The organism is Limnospira sp., assembly GCF_051859755.1.
GTDB classification, from domain to species: domain Bacteria; phylum Cyanobacteriota; class Cyanobacteriia; order Cyanobacteriales; family Microcoleaceae; genus Limnospira; species Limnospira fusiformis.
The window spans coordinates 1-19,924 of the sequence record NZ_JBIMLI010000099.1 but is presented as its reverse complement, the minus strand read 5'-3'; the positions used below and the strand labels follow the sequence as shown (position 1 = coordinate 19,924).

The window sequence follows — 19,924 nt, the reverse complement described above, 5'->3', positions numbered from 1 at the left end:
AGGCATTGGCTTTCAGTCACATCCCTTCCCCTTAAAGGCATACGATTACACTTTCACTACTCAACAAGATGTACCTGCCGAGAGCCTAAAAAAAAAAGGGGTTTAAACGTTCCGTTTATATGGGCATTCCATCTTTAGACTTGTCCTTTCCACCGGGGTACTTAAAAAGGTCTGTGTAGGTGTTGTATGGAAAACCCTACTTTTCCCCTTGCTCTTTTGAGCGCAGCGTGGCAACCTATTACGCTACTCAATAATGACGATGGTTCAAGCCAGACATTCGGTTTCCCTAATCATGGATGGTTGGCAGTGGTCTCGATTCTGGTGTTAGGTTACACCTCGGAGCCTTCCGTTCCCCGCTTCAGTCCTAGGATTGTGAGTCCCAAAACTGGGGGTGGCTATCGCTTTTACCCTTAGCACCTTTATCATAACTTTCTCATTATGTTAAGAATTATTACGATTTGTTACAATGTGCCTTGACCCTGGGTTCCCTGCCTTGATTTGGTATCGTATGATACAAATCGTCGGGACATATAAACAGTTATAGGGATGTTCAGGAGTGCGCTCCTTATATTCAACCGAGGGGTTTAAGTCCCTACCGGGCGGTTATTTCAGGTATCTCAACCCTATTTCATGCCCGAACGTTTCGCACCTTTCGTATCCATGATAACATTTTTTTCTTCCCAAACGTTGTACTTATCAAAAAAAACGAACAGTTGACCACCAGCTATTAACTCTTGCATAAAATCCGGTAATTTCCGGCAGGAGCCGGAAATTACTCCTCACAGAGTCTGCAAGATGCAGGTCTAGGATTAGACCTACGTTAAGGGGGTGATGACACCCACAGGTGAACGCCAGCCTGTTGCTCTGTCGTCTATCTTTAAGGAATGAGATGAGTGGATTGGCAATCTCGAGTGAGCTAGACGTAAAAAGCCCCTTTAACATGACCGAGGCAAACATTACCCCATCTGGGAGATGGCTTAAATGCCAAATTACCAAAATTACGTTTTTGTGGTTGACACACTGGGGCAACCGTTAAGTCCCACTCATCCGGCTAGAGCCAGAAAGCCTTTGAAGCAGGGTTTAGCCGCAGTCTTTAGGACTTATCCATTTACAATTATCCTCAAGAAAACCGTTGAGAACCCGGGCAATGAACCATTACGGGTCAAGTTAGACCCAGGGGCATCAGTGACGGGTATTGCCTTAGTCAGTCAGAAGACAGGTACAGTTATCTGGGGGGCTGAATTGGCTCATAGAGGAGATAGAATCCGAGCCAAGTTAGCTGCACGTCGCCTGGTTCGCCGCCACCGTCGTTGCCGAAAAACTCGTTACCGTCAAGCCAGATTCAATAACAGAAAGCGCCCAGATGGATGGTTGGCTCCCAGCCTCAAACATCGAGTTGAAACCACCTTGACCTGGGTAAATCGACTGATTTCCTCATGTCCGATAACGGACATATCAATGGAGTTGGTACGGTTTGACACCCAAAAGCTGCTCAACCCGGAAATATCTGGAGTTGAATACCAGCAAGGGGTGTTGTTTGGATACGAGTTGAGAGAATATCTCTTGACGAAATGGCAACACCAGTGTGCCTACTGTGGTGGCCAAAATATCCCTTTAGAAATCGAACACATTCAGCCAAAAAGCCAGGGTGGTTCCGACCGAGTTAGCAATCTGGCTATTGCTTGCCATAAATGCCATCAGAAAAAAGGTTCTCAGTCGGCCCGTGAGTTTCTGGATACCAAACCCGAAATCTTGAAGCGGTTGCTAGTTCAGGCCAAGGCCCCCCTGAAAAATGCGGCGGCCGTCAACTCTACCCGATGGGCATTGTTTAACAGCCTGAAGCTAACTGGATTACCCATTGAAATTGGCACTGGAGGTTTAACAAAATATAATCGGACGGTTCAAGGACTACCGAAAACCCATTGGCTAGATGACGCTGATTGTGTGGGAAAAAGCACCCCGACCCGGTTGAAAATCAAAACTCATCAGCCACTACTAATGACTTGTTTTGGGCGTGGTGGCCGTCAAAAAGCGGCTCCTAACAAGAGGCTTCCGATTCGCCATAACCCATTAAAACCAATTAAGGGATGGCTTACCGGGGATATAGCCAAGCATAAGACATAAGGAATTGGTAGAATAACCCCGTCGAGTCGCGGCAGTTTTGTTTTAACCAAACCTGACCAAACTCAGTTTTCAGTCAAGCCAATAGATTTGAAACCTGTTTTTAGGAGAGATGGCTATTTGTATAAATTTTCCAGAGTTTTCCGGTAATTACCAGGTTATAGATATACTGCCGGGTAGAGTAACTGATGAGTAAATGAGTATTGAGCAATATTTATAAACTCATGACTAAATGAACTAAGAAAAGTCATCAAATTTGGGATTTTAGACTTGCTAAGGACTATCGACAAATGTTATCTATTTTAGTTATTGATGATGAACCTGACAACTTTGATGTGATTGAAACCTTTTTGAGTAATCAAGACTATCAGCTACATTATGCTGCTAGTGGACAGGAGGGAATTTCCGCACTCAAATTAATCCAGCCAGATTTGATTTTGCTGGATGTGATGATGCCAGCTATTGATGGGATTGAAGTTTGTCGCCGCATTAAAGCTATGCCACTATGGCAATCTACACCTATTATTATGGTGACGGCATTATCTTCTAAAGAAAGTTTAGCTAAATGTATCGCAGCGGGAGCGGATGACTTTATCGGGAAACCCGTTAATGCTTTAGAATTACGGTCTCGTGTCCATTCAATGCTGAGAATTAAGCAACAATATGACCAAATTTCTCATTTGTCTAATGTGCAGAAGAATACAATTCAAGTACTCGAAAAAACTCTGGTCAGACTGCGGGGTAATTTAGCCTCTAGTCTCTCCCACGAACTAAATACCCCTCTAAATGGTGTTTTAGGAATGCTCGCCCTGGTGATGGAGGATCTGAAGGATATAGAAGATGTGGAGATGTCGGAAACAGTGGAGATGTTAAGGTTGGCGTATCAATCAGCCTGTCGCCTGGAAAATTTAGTCAAAAGATTCCTAATTTATTTGGAATTGGAACTGATAAGTAGCGAGGAAAAAGAAGTTCCGCCCGGGTCTACAATGTTATCTTTGTATTTTGTGGAACCTATCTGCAAAAAATATGCACCGGATAGCCAACGCTATGATGATTTTAAGTTGGATATAGAACCGGCTACCGTGGCGATATCAGAGCGGTATTTGTCGATTATTTTAAATGAGTTGATTGACAACGCTTTGAAATTCTCCAAGCCGGGGAAACCCATCTCGATTCGCTCTCAGATTATCACTGAAGGGGAAAAACTAGGGCTATGGATTCATGATTTGGGGCGTGGGATGACGGAAGAGCAAATCAATCAAATCGGTGCTTTTATGCAGTTTGAACGCAAAAGCTATGAGCAACAAGGCCTGGGTGTTGGTTTAAAAATCGTGGATAAAATTGTTGAATTGGTGGGAGGAACCATACAAATTAATAGCATATACAATCAAGAAACGATGATATATATTACTTTACCGATTGTTCATTAGCTATTAAATAATACAAATAACCCTATTGTCACGTTACAACGTATCATATTTATATTAAGATAGTGAAACTAGATGCCGTGGAACCATAGATAGTTGTTGAATTGCTAAGGAAAATCTACCGATGTTCTCAATTTTAATTGTGGATGATGATCCAGATAATTTTGATGTAGTTGAAACTTGTTTGATTGATGAAAACTATCATTTACACTATGCTTATAGTGGACAAGATGCACTTTCAGTAATTAATGTAATCAAACCGGATCTAATTTTACTGGATGTAATGATGCCAGTTATGGACGGTATTGAGGTTTGTCGCCGTATTAAAGCTATGGGTGAATGGAAAGGAACACCGATTATTATGGTGACGGCATTATCTTCTACAGAGAGTCTAGCTGAATGTCTGGGGGCGGGAGCAGATGACTTTATTGCGAAACCTGTTAATGGCTTAGAATTGCTGGCACGGATTCGCTCTATGCTCAGAATTAAGCAACAATATCAACTTTTAGCCGATTTTAACACGAAATTGGAACTGATGGTTGAAGAACGCACGGCTCAGTTACAAAGGCTAATAGATGAAGATACGCTAACGCAGCTACCAAGTCGAGCGCAGTTATTACACAAACTATCGGATAGCTACGTTGACAGCAGCGGGGAAAATTATGCGATCGCCTATCTCGACTGTGACCAATTCAAACTAGTTAATGGTGCTTTTGGTTACCAGGTGGGAAATCAACTACTGAGAGCGATCGCAGAACGTCTTAAAAAACATCTGCGCCCCGGAGATCTACTATGTAGAGTGGGAGAGTACGAGTTTTGCTTTGGGCTGAAAAACATTTCCGCAACCGGAGAATTAACAGATTGGATTAATGGAGTAATGGGGTCATTTATCCAGGCTTTTTAGGTAGAAAATTGCGATATTTTTATGTCTGTTTGTATGGGAATTCCCCTAGATACGGAAGTAAACTCTAATGCTGAAGCCCTATTACAAGCAGCGGATACGGCAATGTACAAAGCCAAAGGGCGGGGAAAAGGTTGCCATCAAATCTTTAACCGAGAAATGACGGCGGCTACACTTAAACGGCTGACTCTGGAAACGGATTTACAAAGGGCGATCGCACAACAAGAGTTGATCACTTATTACCAACCTATTGTGAGGCTGGCTACAGAGAAGGTGGTGGGTTTTGAAGCATTAGTGCGTTGGCAACACCCCCAGCGAGGTTTAGTGTCACCGGGAGAGTTTATCCCCTGTATGGAGGAAACGGGTTTAGTGGTGCAGGTGGGTTTATTGGTGCTACAACAAGCCTGTGAACAACTAAACAAGTGGCATCAACAGGGTTATCCATTCTTTGCATGATGAGTGTTAATATGTCGGTGCGTCAGTTTGCCAGTTCTACGCTGTTGGTAGATATAGATCGGGTTCTGGCTAATACGGGAGTGAACCCACAGGCCATCAAGTTGGAGATTACCGAAAGTGCATTAATGGATAATCCGGAAATGGCGATCGCCCTAACATCAAAATTGCGATACGTGCTACGCACACGCTACGCGAACGCGAAAAATTGGGATCAGTTTGGATGATTTTGGTACAGGTTACTCTTCTTTAGGCTACTTGCACCGTTTCCCCATTGACACTTTAAAGATAGATAGATCTTTTGTGAACCAAATGCAGCCAGGAAGTCGGAATCATCAGGTAGTGCAAACGATTGTAGCATTGAGTAATCAATTGGGTAATGGTGCGATCGCCGAAGGTATCGAAACAAGGGAGGTGTTAGAGTATCTTCAGGAGCTAGTAGCTCCTTTGGTCAGGGCTATCTATTTTCTAGGCCCCTACCTGCATCAGATATTGAGGCGAATATTTTAAAATTGTCCCAGGCGCGCTAATTAATGCTAAATGAATCTTGTATAAATACTGAAACCCCCACTGCGGCTTATGTACATATTCCCTTTTGTCGTCGCCGCTGTTACTACTGCGATTTTGCCGTGTCTGTGGTAGGCGATCGCCGCCATGGGGAAAATTCTGGGATGATGGAGGAGTATGTAGATTTTCTGCGATCGGAAATTCTCAATCAAAGGCATTTCGGACCGCCACTGAAAACGGTGTTTTTTGGCGGGGGGACTCCCTCTCTGTTATCGGTTCAGCAGTTCGATCGCCTCATCAAAACCATTAGCGATAACTTGGGAATTGCGAGTGATGCTGAGATCTCCGTGGAAATGGACCCTGGGACTTTTGATTTAGGGAAATTACAGGGATTTGTGGCGGCGGGGGCCAATCGGGTGAGTGTGGGTGTACAAGCGTTTCAGGATGATTTATTAAGGCTTTGTGGTCGATCGCATACTGTGGCGGATATTTGGAGGGCGATCGATTTAATTAATCAAGTGGGTGTTGTGAACTTCAGTATTGATCTGATTTCTGGTTTACCCCATCAAACCCCAGAAATGATGCAAGAATCCCTAGATCAGGTTTTGAGCATTAATCCTGCTCATGTTTCCCATTATGATCTGATTGTGGAACCTCAAACGGCTTTTGGTCGCTACTATAAGCCGGGAGAGTTTCCCCTTCCTGATGATCAAACTACAGCCAACCTCTACCGACAGGCGCAAAAATGCCTGACTTCCCGGTTTAAACATTATGAGATTTCCAATTATGCGCGACCTGGGTTTGAATGTCGCCATAATTTGGTTTATTGGCACAATCAACCTTACTATGGCTTTGGTATGGGGGCGGCGAGTTATGTGGGGGGCTATCGACTGACCAGACCGAGAACCCGCGATCGCTATTATCAGTGGCTACAGTCCTCCGGGGGGGTGAGCGAAAGTTTGCAGGTTTTTCATAGTGCTGATCTTGCACCCGCCCCAACAGAGGCGATCGCGATTATTTTAGGATCGGATATACTCTTAGAAACCCTGATGCTGGGACTACGGTTAGCTAGTGGTGTGGATCTGGTGAGGCTGCAACAGCAATTTGGCCAAGAGGCTGTAAGTCAAATTACTGATATTCTCAAACCATTAGGCGATCGGGGTTGGGTGGAAGTAGTTTCTACTCAGGAAGAACCCGACCAGCCAGCGACCCCTCACCTACGACTGACAGACCCGGAGGGGTTTTTATTCTCCAATACCATTTTAGCCGAGCTTTTTGGCCACTTGCAGCTTTCCGAGACTTCCACGGCGATCGGGACAAGTGCAGTCTGAGTGGTCTGGGGATATGACAGAAATCAAAACATATCGCGAACCAATGGGATGTGATAATAAACATCATCAGTCAGTGATAGCGATCGCGACACTTATTTACCCAGATCCATCATACTTAAAAGTAAGCCATTAGATAGACTAGCTAACTCTGGCCTTGTTGTTATTCTTTAGAAATAATTAAAATGGAGACTCTGATTTGATGCAATCTTTTAAGATGATGGACACACACAACGGCTAAGGTCCGAACCGAGAGCTAAACCTCCGTGGGTTAACTCGCCCCAAATCGGCGAAGAACCCGGAAATAGCGATCGGGGTTGGTTTCCCGTAGATCTAACATAGATGGAAGGGAGAATTAGCCTAGGTCATTCTCATCAGGGGAGAAGCATTATCAGTTTCATGGTCCACGGATTTTTAGCAATTTGGCTTAATCTGAGAATTTGGTCCCTCATCAAGTTGGGGTCAGGGATCAAGTTTAACAAAGTCAGTATCGACAAACTTTTTTTAGTTCCCAGAGGATTTAACCATGATGTCAAACTTATATCAATTGAATAACCATCAGACGAGTAAACAACTTTGTTGCTACTATAACGATAGCCCAAAAGTCGAGATTGCTCGGATTTCTAATATTGATAACTGGTATTTAGAGCATATTGTTTTCCCCGGAGAAAGATTTTTATTTGAATCGCCATCAGATGCGGAATTGGAAATTTATCATGCGGGTAAAGGCAAGCCTATTTTGATGCAAAAACTTTTATGTTTGCATTTGATTGTAGACGAAGGCGAAGACCTTAAATTTGCCAGCTAGAAGTTGATGAAAACTGCCAATAATCAGCCAGAACCTGGAGGAGTTTCGCTGCCTATAACTAGGGTTGCCAACTCTCCAGGTTTGGTATTTTTAGCCAGGAAAAATATGCAGGCGATCGCTATTCTAAATGCTGAATATTTCTAGCTTGTTTAGCCTGTGCAACATCTACCAAATATAGACCGACTAAACCAGCTATAAAAAACACAATTAATGCCAGGATAGAATTGCGGGCTGTTCCCGTCACCTGGAGGATTACAGCAAATAGGAAAGGTCCGAAAATAGCCGAACCTTTGCTAAAAACTGAGTAAAACCCATAAAATTCAGCCGCCGCCCAAGGTGGAATGATCGACCCATAGAAGGAACGACTAAGGGACTGGGACCCCCCCAAAACCAATCCGACAATTCCCCCCAAGATAAAATACTCAGTGGGGCTATTCATAAAATAAGCATAGATAACTACAATCGACCATCCCACCAACGAAATCATTAAGGCTGTTTTGGAGGTAGTCAATTCGGCGAGTTTACTAAAGCCCAAAGCCCCGAAAAAGCTGACAAACTGGATAACCAATAGGGTAATCATGAGAACATTTTGGGAAAAACCCAACTCCTCCGCCCCGTAGATAGTGGCCATAGTAATCACAGTCTGGATGCCATTGTTATAAATCATGTAAGCAATGAGAAACCGTAGCAAATGCTTAAATAAACGCACCTTCCTGACGGTGACAATGGTTCGGACAATTCCGACTTTGATATAAGCGCGCCAGGGTGGTAAATGTTGATATTCCGGGGGAATTTCCTCAAAGGTTTGGGCTTCTTTCAGGTTAAAAAATGTGATTAAGGAAAAACCACCCCACCAAACTGCTGCCATTAAAATCGCGAGTCTGGCTGCTAATTCGGCGGAAATACCAATCGTCTCATGTCCAGCAATCAAAGCTAAAGATAAGGCTAATTGCAAGCCACCGCCTATATATCCCCAAGCAAAACCTTGACCAGAAACCCAGTCCATTTTGTCTTCTGATGCAATATGGGGGAGGAAGGCATCATAGAAGATATTGCCCCCAACAAAGCCAATCTGGGCTATAATAAAGAGAATGAGCGTTAGCCAGACGTCTCCTTTGCCAGAAAAAAACAATAGACTAGCGGCTAGGCAGCCTGTGTAAGCACAAATTATTAAAAATTTCTTTTTGGATGCGGAAAAGTCGGAAATTGCCCCCATAATAGGGGCTACCATAAACACTAAGAAGGCAGCCAAACTGCTGACAAATCCCCATAAGGCGGTCGCGCTATAGTTAATTCCGGCTATGGTGACTCCGCCGGGGGGGACGACGACGGCCGCAAAGTAAGCAGGGAGAACGGCTACCACAACGGTGGTGACATAGGCAGAATTAGCCCAGTCATACATGATCCAACCGAAAATCTGGCGGCGATCGTTGAGTTCTGGGGTATCATTCATAGGATTTAAAGTGCCAAGGAGGAATTGAGTTTTTATACCTTACTGACGGAAAGGTAATATATTGCTGTAATTGATGCAACTTAAATATAGGTTAAAGTTATCCCATCTGGGAGGGTTTACGGTGGAAATATCTATTGTCCAAATGATTGGCAGTGATGTAGCTGATCGTGAATAGGAGTGGTACAGGTGGATATTAAGGAGTTATTAAGTCGCTATAAGGTGGGCGATCGCGACTTTAGGAAGGCTAATCTAATTGGTGCGAAATTATTTCGCTGTAATCTTCAAGGAATTAACCTAGGGGGGGCTTCCCTAGCTGGGGCGGATTTGAGTAGGGCGTTTTTAGAAGATGCTAATTTGTTTAATGCGTTCCTATATAGGAGTAATTTAACTTTTGCTCATTTGGGACGGGCTATATTGACCAATGCTGATTTGACTAAGGCTGACCTGGGGGGTGCGTTTTTGGTGCATTCTGACCTCAGTGGGGTGAAGTTGAGTGGTGCGATTTTGCAAGGGGTTAATCTTAGGTCGGCTAATTTGACCGGGGTTAATCTATGTGGGGCGAATTTGAGCGGGGTTAATCTTAGGTCGGCTAATTTGACTGAGGCGAATTTGAGTTGGGCTAATCTCAGTCATGGGAGGTTAAGCTGTTCGGTTTTAACTAAGGCTCGTCTCACCAGTGCTAATCTGAGTTATTGTCATTTGGTAGATGTGGATTTAGGGGGGATGGACCTGAATGGGGTAGATCTGTCTGAGGCTAATCTGCGGGGGGTTAACTTACAAAAGGCTGATTTGACTGCTGTTAATCTGAGGTCGGCGAATTTGACGGGGGCTAATCTGGAGGGTGCTATTCTCCACGGCACAAATTTAACTGACGTGATTCTGTGGGGGAGTAATCTGGCTGATGCTGTGCTGATGCGGGCTAATCTGGAAGGTGGTAATTTGGTACGGAGTAATTTGACGGGGGCTAATCTTAACCTGGCTCGTCTTGGCGGGGCTGATCTTAGCTATGCTAATCTGCGGAATGCTTATCTGTGGAAAGCGGACTTAACTGGGGCTAATTTATCTGGGGCGAATCTGCGGGGTGCCAATTTTCGGGGGGCGATTCTTGACGGTGTGAGTTGGACTGATGCTATATTGATGGGGGCGGTGATGCCAGATGGCTGTATTCACGAGTGAACTTGACATAAGGCAAAAATTTAATAGATCTATCTCTCATTATAGCAGAAAACGGGGGTTAAAACAATTCTTTCTTTTGAAGCCATAACAAGGCAAGCTATAAGAGTGTATCAAGTTATGGAGAACCTGCGATGATGCTAAAAGCTAAAGATATTATGACGACCGATGTAGTGACGATTCGGGGGTCGGCTACGGTAGCAGAAGCGGTGAAACAAATGAATGATCTGTGTTTGCGGGCGCTGATTGTTCAACGTCGCCACGAACAGGATGCTTATGGCATTGTGACGGAGACGGATGTGATTTACAAGGTGACGGCTTACGGTAAAGATCCGAAAAAGATGCGGGTTTATGAGATTATGACTAAGCCCTGTATCTCTATTAACCCTGATTTGGGGGTGGAATATGTGGCGCGGTTATTTGCTCAGACTGGTATTCGCCGCGCTCCGGTGATTCAAGAAGAACTGTTGGGGATTGTTTCTATAACTGATATCCTGAGTAAGGGTGACTTTGTAGAGAAGCCTAAGAGTATTGTCCTGGCCGATCGCATAGAACAGGCGATCGAAGACGCTAGGGCTACCTGTGCGGAAAAAGGTGCTACTTCCCGTGAATGTGCGGCGGCTTGGGATATTGTTGAGGAACTTCAGGCTGAAGCGGCACATCAAAGATCAGAACGGATTGAAAAAACTGCTTTTGAGGTTTACTGCGAGGAAAATCCAGAAGCTGTTGAAGCTAGGGTCTACGACAACTAAAGGACTATTAAAGTTGACATTGGGGGGGTAGATGTTCTATAAACTCCCCCCATGTCAGCGCCTGACTGAGTTTATGTAATTAGGTATGACTGGACTGATGAACAAAACTAGACTGTTAGGGATTTCGGTTCTGTTAATGTCTGCTTGGAGTGCTAAACCACTGATGGCTCAGTTTAACACTACGGATCCGAATGCGTTTTTGAGGGGCGAGTATTCTTCTTGTCAGGGTTGCAATCTACAAGGGGCGGATATGAGTAATCAGTCTCACCGCAACGCGCAATTACGACAGGCTAATCTGACTAATACTAATCTGAGTGATGCGGACTTCACGGGTGCTTTTTTCACCTGTAGCAATTTGAGTAATTCTAATTTATCGGGGGGAAACTTTAATTTTGCCAATTTTGTTGATGCTAACCTGAGTGGGGTTGATTTGAGTAATGCTGATTTAAGTCGTGCTGACTTGAGTGGGGCTATCATCGACAGCAGAACTAATCTGGATGGGGCTAATTTAGATGGTGCGAGACTTGGGGATGCTGCTACCATCTATAGCCCAGGAATGAATGTGAGGACTATTGAACGTAGCACCCATACAGAAAGTCAGCGAGTCCAGTGCAATAATCGATGATCTATTAATGTTGATGAACTGCGATCGCTGTTATGCGTGGTTTCCGGTCAAATATCAACTTGGGTTTGAGTAAGACCCTCAACAATAACCATAGCGATCGCAATTCTCCGGGAGTTGACAAATTCTGCCATTGTCCGGGACGACAGAACAGCATTTCCACCAGTTGTCGATGTTGCGATACTGTCAAGGCTTCAAACTCAACCCGAATAGTGGGAAATTCACCGACCCATTGAGTATCAGTAATCCTCCCCCCTAAGTTTAATTGTACATCAATAATTTCCATTTGTAAAGGCAAAAATTCCGATTTTTCGCCATTGTTTTGATGAAGGATAGAGGCGGCGGCGGGTTCTGTTATCATAATTTCTGCGCCGACTTCGGAAATATGACGAGTTATTCCCCATAGCACTTGGTCAGAAATCTGGAGTTTGACAGACCGACGCAATTGGAACCAGTCATAGATATCTGGTAGTGGTGCATCTATGACAATTAGGAGAGAAACACTTAAAACTACTAAGTTATAAATACTCCAGATGATACCCAAATTAAATCCGGGGTAATTATCAACATTTGATGCTAAGAGTGGATAATTCCAGAATAGGCTGACCATTGTGGCTATTAATAGCAATATAATAGGTGATGCCAATTTCCAGGAACAGGTAAATTTTTGCTGTTTTTTGCCTTTGGGAGTAACTTTAAAGCCACCTTTAAAAGGGTTAATCATTACTTGAATTACAGTTAATGCCATGGGGAAAGATTGGAAAATGGCATAAATTTCTGACAGGAAGGCTGACCGAGATTTTTGGTTTAACCAAGCAAAAGCCAGGAGAGACACCAGATAATAAGGCATGAAAAAGTAAATAAAATCGCCGATACTAGCTTTGATAGGAATGACACCTAAAAACCGATAAGCCAAAGGCATTAACAGGATAAAAATCCGGGAAATGCTAGTAAACCAATGTAGCAACCCTTCTAAATGTGCTAATCTTTGTCTGAGGGTTAAACCGGGTATGGTTAAAGGATTAGAGTTGATAAAAAAGGCTTGTAATGTACCGCGCGCCCAACGCATTCTTTGATTAAGGTGGTCGGTGATACTTTGTGCGGCTAAACCTGCGCTTAATTTCTCATTTAAATAAATGAGTTTGTATCCCTTGCTGGCTAGGGTAATTCCGGTAAAATAGTCTTCACTAATTGACTCGGTAACAAACCCGCCAATGGCTTGTAATGCTGTGCGTCTAACTACAAATGATGTCCCCGCACAAACTACACTACCCGCACCATCTTTTAGGGGTTGTATATGTCTATAAAATACTTCTTCTTCGGGAGTAATGATATTTTCTAATCCTAAATTGCGGGATACTGGGTCGGGGTTGTAAAAGGTTTGGGGGGTTTGAACTAAGGCGGTGTTAGGGTTCTGAAAAAATCCTACTGTTCTAGTTAAGAAATTTTTGGTGGGAATAAAATCGGCATCGAATACTGTAATTAATTCGCCATTTGTGAATTTCAAAGCATGGTTAAGGTTCCCAGCTTTGGCGTGAAGGTTATTAGGTCTGGTGAGATAATGACAGCCTAATTCTTGGGCTAATTGTTTGACTTGGGGGCGGTTTGTGTCATCTAAAAGGTAGACTTTTTGGGGGTGATAGTCTAAGGCTTGACAGCCGATAACTGTGCGCCTAAGAATAAATAAGGGTTCGTTGTAGGTGGGGATTAAAATATCAACGGTTGGGGTGAATTTTCGTTGAATAACTGACTGTTGGAGTTGGTCGGCTTGGCTGCTTCTATCGGTGCTATTTACAATTAAGTAAACTTGAATTATGTTGGCACCAATAATGTAAATTTCGAGACCCATTAGAGTGAGGCTAAATAAACCATTTAGGGGGTCGCTGAGGTTGAGGGTAGAGAGCGATCGCCATAGTAGATAACGGATAGTTAATGCTAAAATTATGGCGACAATTATCGCCCTTGATCTGGCTGTTGGTTTAGGGTAAATCTTGGTAATAATGAAGGCGATCGCACTTAATAAAATGGTGGGCAACCATAAATAACTACTCGGAATATACGGCAATTGCAACCATATCGGTGGATTTTTTTGCTGGAAATATAGTAGCTGAAAAAAATCCCTGATTAGCGGCTGGTCAGACACCCAACCCCAAGCGATCGCACTGAAACAGCCCATCACACCAAACGCCCACAAAGTAGGCGTATTGGGGCGTTTAATAACTCGGAAATAGCGTTTAATAGACTGATAAATAAACCCTGATGTCATGGAAAATGCTCCGGCTCTGGTTAAATATTTAAAGATTTTCAGGAGAGTGCAAAAAATCAGAATAGGTGAGCATTGGTTTATATGTTAACATTATTTAACAATTTTGTGTCAACTAGCAAATCCCACCTAGGACTATGGAGAAGATGCAATTATCCTTAATCGGGTAATTAAGTCGATAGGTTCAGTAAAGCTGCTATTTCTGAGTTTTCGGGAATAGTTATCTGAAATTTGGCTAAAAATTGGATAATGAATGATTAATGGTATGTTCCCAGCTATAAAATAAGGCAGACAAGTGTTGTCTGCCCTCTCACCAGAGATATATTTTAGTTTGGGGGATTAACGGATCAATTCTGTGTCTGGTTTCGATTTGGTGTTCTGGCTCGCCATTGAGCGATCGCCTGTTGAGCCGCCGTATATGGTGGGGTTCCCTCTGGAATTAAAACGGCTGCCAAAATAGCAGACTCAAATTGATTATTTTGAGCGCGGGACTGAGCGAGTTTCCAAATTTCACCACTCCAGCGAGCGATCGCTTCGGTGGCTTGGTCATAACCCAATTCTTCCGGACCAATGGTAGAGACAGCAGCGATCGCATTACTATAGGTCGAAGCCTGTCCCGGCCGAATTTGAGAGCGAGCCGCCTCAATTTTAGCTTGATTCTCGCGCAGTTGTGTGAGAGGCTGTTGCCAATTTTGAATTTGCAATTGCGCCTGTTCATAAATAGGGCGTTTAGTTTCGGGGACTAAAGATGCTGCGGCGATCGCTTCCGACCAATTCCCCATAGCCGCCCGTCCTTCTGCGATATCGAGAATCATTTGACTCCAGCGTTCAATAGCTAATTGTGCTTCAGGATAAAGTGGGTCATTATTCGGAATTTGATTAGCTTGGACGATCGCCTGACTCAAACGAGAAGCGGAGGTATTTTGAACTATCATTCTAGCCTGCTGTAAAAGCTGTTCACCGTTAGCAGGAGTCGGCGCAGGGGTTTCAGGAACATCATCCCCAACTACAGCTTCTGGCGGCGTTAGGGCTTCTGTTTCTGTGGGGTCGGTAGTTTCCGGGGTGGGTGGTTGGGATAACTCCATAGGAGGTAAAGAGGGAGTGGTAGAGGGTTGCGAACCTACGAATAGGGATCGGTTAGTATAGAAAACTCCCAATAACAGTAGTACAGCGATCGCACCACTCCAGATAATAAGCTGTTGAAAGAATGATCTGTCTGACATAATTTCTTCCTGGGGCTGTTCATTGGTCTTTTGGCTGGGGTCTGCTGCTTCTGGGGAAGATTCAGAAGCCGGATCGTGATTTAATGGTTCTGTGGGGTTTTCACTGGGGTCTGGTTGGCTTACCGGGGCGGTTTTGAACGGTGAAGACAGCTTCAGATTAGGTAAAGCTGACGGGTGGCTGCCATTTTGCTTGGGCGCAAAAGTGCTATTGACCGCAGAATTGCTCTGATGGTTTCCCGCCGCCGCCATGGCTTTGGCTGGTTCCGGTTTGAGTCGCAATTGGGCTTGTTCTGCGGTGGCGATCGCAAATACTGGGTTTTGTAAGGGTCGTAAATGTTGATCGGTCAATTCGGGAAGGCGATCGCCTAAAAATGATTTCAAATCAGCCAGAGTCTGACACTTTCCTGATTTCAAGCCTTCTAATAGGGCGGCGGTGAAAAAGCCATGTCGTAAGGAGGAGGTTTCCCGAGATACTTCGTCAGGACGACAAGATAAGATCGTGGGAATCCTAAATTTTTCCGATAAGGCGATCGTCTCCCCTCCAATCTGATCGCCTACCTGTACTCCCTGAGTCCGGTTAATATCCAACAGCAGTAATATATTATCCGTAGGTGCATTGTTTAAATGCTTAAACAGTAGGCTGATCGGGATAGCCGTTTCCTCCAGGTTCTCTGGGCTGCCATCAATAGGTATTAGATAATCTTGCCCTTTATGATGAATGCCATAGCCACTAAAAAAGCAAAATAGGGTATCTTCCGCCTGTAGTTGTTCTCGACAGATACTTTCCATCCAGTCTAACAGGTTTCCCCGGCTTGGATAAGTCGGCATATCCCACGTTTCCGGGGATGTATCCGTGATCAACACACAGCGATCGCTCGCAAAACCAGCATCTTCAGCCCAGAACTGATTGAGAGCTTCTGCATCCCTTTGGGCGTAACTTAGGGGTTGCAGGAATTGATACTGGTTAATCCCAATCGTCACACAAACATAATGTTTCATCTAACTTACCTCAATTTGATAGCTTTAACTTGCTGCTTAGACGCTACAGACGGCACTTAAAGACTTTTGATGGCTCAATACCTGATTCCAAAACCCCATAACCACCAATAATAACTACTGTTGTTCTACCTTGACTGGATCATACGACAATATCCGTCGATCATCCCCCACTCAAAAGTCTATTGTACAAAACTAAATAGTTAAATTTTACTAATATCTTTCGCCAAAGAGTTTTTGATTTTCAATCGACGTTAAGAATTGTTAAATTTTTATTGAGAATCTCTCTCAAATTGTTGACGAGTTTATAGGGGTTGTGCTACTCTAAAAATAATCGCATCCAAGGGCTTACTGTGTCTATTTGTAAAAATAATCGCTGAAACCCCCACTGCGTCGCTGGTATGATTATTTTGTCGCCACAATTTAAAATTCACGATGCACGAGTTTTAGGCGATCGCCAGAGGGCCAAAAAATCACCGCTTGACAAAATCGACATTTTGTGCATATACCTAGAAATTGTCATAGAAAACTCTCAAAAATCAATTATAAAGCACTTATGACCACAACTTCAGAAACCAGCCAACTACCTCCGATAGTCGAACTTCCCCCCAGTTACGTCATTCCCGTGGTGTTGGTACTTAGTTCAATCCCCTTATTTCTGATTCTGAAATGGGTAGCCCTTCCCGTGTCTTTGTTTGGACTATTCCTAGCCATTCAGACAGCCACCATACGCCTACAGTTTACCCCCACAGATTTAGATATATATCGTTCAGGTAAGATGATTCGGCGTTTTCCCTATCGAGAATGGACAAACTGGGAGATTTTCTGGTCGCCTATACCGATTTTATTCTATTTTCGGGAAGTTAATAGTATCCATTTTCTACCCATGCTATTTAACGCCGGAATGCTGCGTTCTTGCTTAGAAGAAAAAATCACGATTAATCGGTAGTTGATTTAGGGGGGGGGTGTAGCAACCCTCCCCGTGGGAGGGAGATAGGGCTGCTGACAAGAACTAACTAACCTTCGAGTTTTTGAGAGATTAACTTGTTGGTTAACTGCGGGTCGGCGCGTCCTTGGGTTTTCTTCATCACCTGTCCCACAAAGAAACCTTTTAGCTTAGTTTTACCAGCCTTAAACTTTTCAACTTCCTGGGAATGACTAGCTATAACTTCATCGATAATCGCTTCTAATTCCCCTGTATCGGAAATCTGAATTAAGCCTTTTTTCTCCACCATTTGTTTGGGGGAACCACCCTTAGCCAAAAGTTCCGGCAGAATATCTTTAGCGATTTTACCACTAATGGTATTTTCGCCAATCAGATTAATTAGTTCCGCTAGTTCTGCGGGTTTAAGGGGAATGTCAGTAATTGCCAGTTTTTCATTTTTCAGATATGCCGTAATATCCCCCATTAACCAGTTAGCCGCTTGTTTAGTATCTGCACCTGCTGCGACTGTAGCCTCGAAATATTGCGCCACAGTGCGATCGTCCGTTAAGACACGGGTATCATAGGGAGATAATCCCAAGTCCGTCTCGTAACGGTGTCGTTTTTGGGCGGGAAGTTCTGGTAATTCCGACTCCCATTGTTTCAATTGTTCCGCTGATACTTGAATAGGAGGAAGGTCAGGTTCTGGAAAATAGCGGTAATCACTCGAACCCTCTTTACTTCTCATGCTGATAGTGCGTTGGCTGCCTTCTTCCCAGAGACGGGTTTCTTGAATAAGAGATTGTCCGGCTTCTAGGGCGGCAATTTGGCGTTCTATTTCGTAGTCGATCGCTTTTTGAATGGCACTAAAGGAGTTCATGTTTTTAATTTCAACTTTAGTACCAAATTCTTTTTGACCGACGGGACGCACAGAAATATTGACATCACAACGTAGGGAACCTTCCTGCATATTCCCATCACTAACGCCTAAATAGCGGACAATGCGGCGCAATTCTTGGGCGTACTCAGCCGCCTCTAAACCCGAACGGATATCAGGTTCCGAAACGATTTCGACTAGGGGAATACCTGCCCGGTTAAAGTCTACCATAGAATAGGTAGAACCAGCCAGGCGATCGCTACCTCCATGGACAAGTTTTCCCGCATCTTCTTCCATGTGGAGGCGGGTAATACCTATGCGTTTACGGATAGGATTATTGTTCTCATCAACAATTTCAATTTCCAGCCAGCCATTAGTAGCAATAGGTAGATCGAATTGGGAAATCTGATAATTTTTAGGCAGATCTGGATAAAAATATTGTTTGCGATCGAACTTACTATAGGGCGCAATTTCACAATTGAGGGCGCGCGCCGCCTTGACCGCATACTCTAATACCTTTTGATTTAAAACCGGAAGCACTCCCGGCAGCCCTAGACATATAGGATCAATATTGGTGTTAGGATCAGCACCAAATTCGGTAGAGGAGTTAGAGAAGATTTTAGTTTGGGTACTAAGCTGACAGTGAGTTTCTAAGCCAATGACAGCCTCGTACTCTGTTTTTACTGGTGCTAGAGTAGACATAGGCGCTTTGTGTAGCAATTGAGCAACAATAATTTGATTCTACATTTTATCTGATCTTACAGCTTGTTCACCAATCGCTTAATACATTGCCCTCACCCTAAATCTGGATCCCAGAGAGGGAGAGGGACTTTGAGAGGTGATCAGATGATTTCTGAACAGGCTGTAACTGATACCAGCAATGATATTATCGAAAACGCGATCGCATTTGAGAAAATGCACAACCCACCATAGACAATGAACCAGACCTTGCTCGCACAAGCTAAAAACCGGGCTGCTGTTTTCGAGAAGTTCCTCCAGATAGAACTAGACCAGGAGGCGAATGCCAGCCAATTAGCCTTTTTGGATAGAGGGATTGAGAATTCCCCATATCAAGCCGAACTTTCCAACTATCCAATTTACTTGGAACAGAAACCCATGGATTTTAGCCCCTATCCTAATCGAGGAAAAGTTCCCCAAATCAACACCACCCACCTGAACTTCTTGGACCCCGATATTCTACAGGCCTGCGTTTGTGTAGGTCGGTTTGTTGATGACCAATTGCAAACTATGTGGATGGGAAAAAATGCCCTGGAGAAAGTCCAGTTTGGGAGTACCACCAAAATTATAGCAGGTTTAAATATATGATCCCAGGTAAATACTAAATTTCCCGATGCTCAGATTAAGAACTGGGTATTTCGAGATCCTCAAGGTAAAAAGCCGGATTTTTCCTTTATTGATGCTATGGCTGATGTGGTCAGCTACAGAAGACAAATTGGGACTTATAACGCCTTTTCAGGGATGTTAAAGCGATTTGAGTCCCGTTTTGGTTTAGAACGTTGGCTAATAGAAATCACAGGTAATCAAAACCTAGAATTTCGCGGGGACTACGGGGAGGATGCGTTTATTCAAAATCCGCGATTGGTGGATGCCAAAACCAAAAAGGTGCTATTATCTGCCGTGGATGATACTCCGCGAGGTGATAATCTGTTATCTGCCTATGATCTAACTCGGATAATTTCTATGGTAAGATGGCATTATCATCTTACCCCATCGGCTCGACTGCCGGGGGTGACTTGGGAAACCCTTAAATATGTGATTCCAGCTTTGGGTCAGGATACGGCTAGATTTGTAGATGTTGCCTTAGATGCTTTAGGATTGACCGACATGATTTATGCTCCGGTAATCCTATCGAAGTTGGGACATGGCCCTAGTCAACTTCGCAACAGCATTGAAACCACATTAGTGGCTTTTGTGCAGTTTATAGATCGGCTTCCTAGCCAGACTGGAGAGCATGATTTAATCTCAAATTAGGTTAATATTTTAGGGCAATAGGGTCTAATAAGCGAGAAGAGTTGAGGATAAACCTATTGCCAGATATGTCAAACCCAAGGAAGCGGCTCAAATCCTTGGAGTCCAT

At 43.9% G+C, this 19,924-nt stretch carries 18 protein-coding genes and 2 pseudogenes; 16 read left to right on the top strand and 4 right to left on the bottom strand.

Annotated features, from left to right (window positions below):
- Positions 1 to 981 precede the first annotated feature (981 nt).
- From iscB to ACTIE0_RS16350, 9 genes and pseudogenes are all read left to right on the top strand, one after another.
- Positions 982 to 2,271 (top strand): annotated as a pseudogene (iscB, locus tag ACTIE0_RS16390) (RNA-guided endonuclease IscB).
- A gap of 140 nt (positions 2,272 to 2,411) precedes the next feature.
- Entirely contained in the window at positions 2,412 to 3,551 is a 1,140-nt protein-coding gene (locus tag ACTIE0_RS16385) for a hybrid sensor histidine kinase/response regulator (RefSeq protein ID WP_006621687.1), read from the top strand.
- A gap of 121 nt (positions 3,552 to 3,672) precedes the next feature.
- Complete coding sequence (locus ACTIE0_RS16380) at positions 3,673 to 4,452, top strand: response regulator (protein WP_006621686.1); 780 nt, start codon at positions 3,673 to 3,675, stop codon at positions 4,450 to 4,452.
- 21 nt (positions 4,453 to 4,473) lie between these two features.
- The gene (locus tag ACTIE0_RS16375) at positions 4,474 to 4,905 is read left to right on the top strand and encodes an EAL domain-containing protein (RefSeq protein WP_006621685.1); all 432 of its coding nucleotides are present in this window, start codon (positions 4,474 to 4,476) and stop codon (positions 4,903 to 4,905) included.
- Positions 4,902 to 5,129, top strand: coding sequence for an EAL domain-containing protein (locus tag ACTIE0_RS16370; protein WP_006621684.1), 228 nt, complete (start codon positions 4,902 to 4,904; stop codon positions 5,127 to 5,129). Before ACTIE0_RS16375 ends, ACTIE0_RS16370 begins: the two co-directional genes overlap by 4 nt.
- On the top strand, positions 5,122 to 5,412 hold the full coding sequence (locus tag ACTIE0_RS16365; RefSeq protein WP_006667924.1) for an EAL domain-containing protein: 291 nt from the start codon (positions 5,122 to 5,124) through the stop codon (positions 5,410 to 5,412). Before ACTIE0_RS16370 ends, ACTIE0_RS16365 begins: the two co-directional genes overlap by 8 nt.
- A 23-nt stretch (positions 5,413 to 5,435) precedes the next feature.
- Positions 5,436 to 6,740 carry a radical SAM family heme chaperone HemW gene (gene hemW / locus ACTIE0_RS16360; protein WP_006621682.1) on the top strand — a complete coding sequence of 435 codons (1,305 nt, stop codon included), beginning with the start codon at positions 5,436 to 5,438 and terminating at the stop codon, positions 6,738 to 6,740.
- Positions 6,741 to 7,263: 523 nt separating this feature from the next.
- Positions 7,264 to 7,545, top strand: a complete 282-nt coding sequence (locus ACTIE0_RS16355; protein WP_006667923.1) for a DUF1830 domain-containing protein — start codon at positions 7,264 to 7,266, stop codon at positions 7,543 to 7,545.
- 6 nt (positions 7,546 to 7,551) lie between these two features.
- A complete protein-coding gene (locus ACTIE0_RS16350; protein WP_006621679.1) occupies positions 7,552 to 7,689 on the top strand; it encodes a hypothetical protein in 138 nt (45 codons plus the stop codon).
- Here the strand turns inward: ACTIE0_RS16350 and ACTIE0_RS16345 are convergent.
- On the bottom strand, positions 7,664 to 8,998 hold the full coding sequence (locus ACTIE0_RS16345) for an MFS transporter (RefSeq protein ID WP_006667922.1): 1,335 nt from the start codon (positions 8,996 to 8,998) through the stop codon (positions 7,664 to 7,666). The two genes, ACTIE0_RS16350 and ACTIE0_RS16345, sit on opposite strands and share 26 nt — an antisense overlap.
- 186 nt (positions 8,999 to 9,184) lie before the next feature.
- Here ACTIE0_RS16345 and ACTIE0_RS16340 point away from each other — a divergent pair, with 186 nt between their 5' ends.
- From ACTIE0_RS16340 to ACTIE0_RS16330, 3 genes are all read left to right on the top strand, one after another.
- Positions 9,185 to 10,174, top strand: a complete 990-nt coding sequence (locus ACTIE0_RS16340) for a pentapeptide repeat-containing protein (protein ID WP_006667921.1) — start codon at positions 9,185 to 9,187, stop codon at positions 10,172 to 10,174.
- Positions 10,175 to 10,305: 131 nt separating this feature from the next.
- Complete coding sequence (locus tag ACTIE0_RS16335) at positions 10,306 to 10,923, top strand: CP12 domain-containing protein (RefSeq protein ID WP_006621675.1); 618 nt, start codon at positions 10,306 to 10,308, stop codon at positions 10,921 to 10,923.
- 97 nt (positions 10,924 to 11,020) lie between these two features.
- Entirely contained in the window at positions 11,021 to 11,548 is a 528-nt protein-coding gene (locus tag ACTIE0_RS16330) for a pentapeptide repeat-containing protein (protein WP_231296437.1), read from the top strand.
- A gap of 4 nt (positions 11,549 to 11,552) precedes the next feature.
- Here ACTIE0_RS16330 and ACTIE0_RS16325 read toward each other — a convergent pair whose 3' ends face one another.
- Both ACTIE0_RS16325 and ACTIE0_RS16320 read right to left on the bottom strand, forming a co-directional pair.
- On the bottom strand, positions 11,553 to 13,811 hold the full coding sequence (locus ACTIE0_RS16325) for a glycosyltransferase family 2 protein (protein WP_006621673.1): 2,259 nt from the start codon (positions 13,809 to 13,811) through the stop codon (positions 11,553 to 11,555).
- A gap of 344 nt (positions 13,812 to 14,155) precedes the next feature.
- On the bottom strand, positions 14,156 to 16,030 hold the full coding sequence (locus ACTIE0_RS16320) for a caspase family protein (protein ID WP_006621672.1): 1,875 nt from the start codon (positions 16,028 to 16,030) through the stop codon (positions 14,156 to 14,158).
- Positions 16,031 to 16,583: 553 nt separating this feature from the next.
- Here ACTIE0_RS16320 and ACTIE0_RS16315 point away from each other — a divergent pair.
- Entirely contained in the window at positions 16,584 to 16,976 is a 393-nt protein-coding gene (locus tag ACTIE0_RS16315) for a DUF3119 family protein (RefSeq protein ID WP_006621671.1), read from the top strand.
- Positions 16,977 to 17,043: 67 nt separating this feature from the next.
- On the opposite strand, the gene gatB is transcribed toward ACTIE0_RS16315, so the two are convergent.
- Positions 17,044 to 18,528 carry an Asp-tRNA(Asn)/Glu-tRNA(Gln) amidotransferase subunit GatB gene (gene gatB / locus ACTIE0_RS16310; RefSeq protein ID WP_006667920.1) on the bottom strand — a complete coding sequence of 495 codons (1,485 nt, stop codon included), beginning with the start codon at positions 18,526 to 18,528 and terminating at the stop codon, positions 17,044 to 17,046.
- Between the two features lie 234 nt (positions 18,529 to 18,762).
- Between gatB and ACTIE0_RS16305 the strand changes: the two genes are divergently transcribed.
- The 3 genes and pseudogenes from ACTIE0_RS16305 to ACTIE0_RS16295 all read left to right on the top strand — a co-directional run.
- Entirely contained in the window at positions 18,763 to 19,152 is a 390-nt protein-coding gene (locus ACTIE0_RS16305; protein WP_006667919.1) for a hypothetical protein, read from the top strand.
- 96 nt (positions 19,153 to 19,248) lie between these two features.
- The gene (locus ACTIE0_RS16300) at positions 19,249 to 19,818 is read left to right on the top strand and encodes a hypothetical protein (RefSeq protein WP_006621667.1); all 570 of its coding nucleotides are present in this window, start codon (positions 19,249 to 19,251) and stop codon (positions 19,816 to 19,818) included.
- Positions 19,819 to 19,859: 41 nt separating this feature from the next.
- Positions 19,860 to 19,924, top strand: a pseudogene (locus ACTIE0_RS16295) (transposase); the annotation flags it as partial.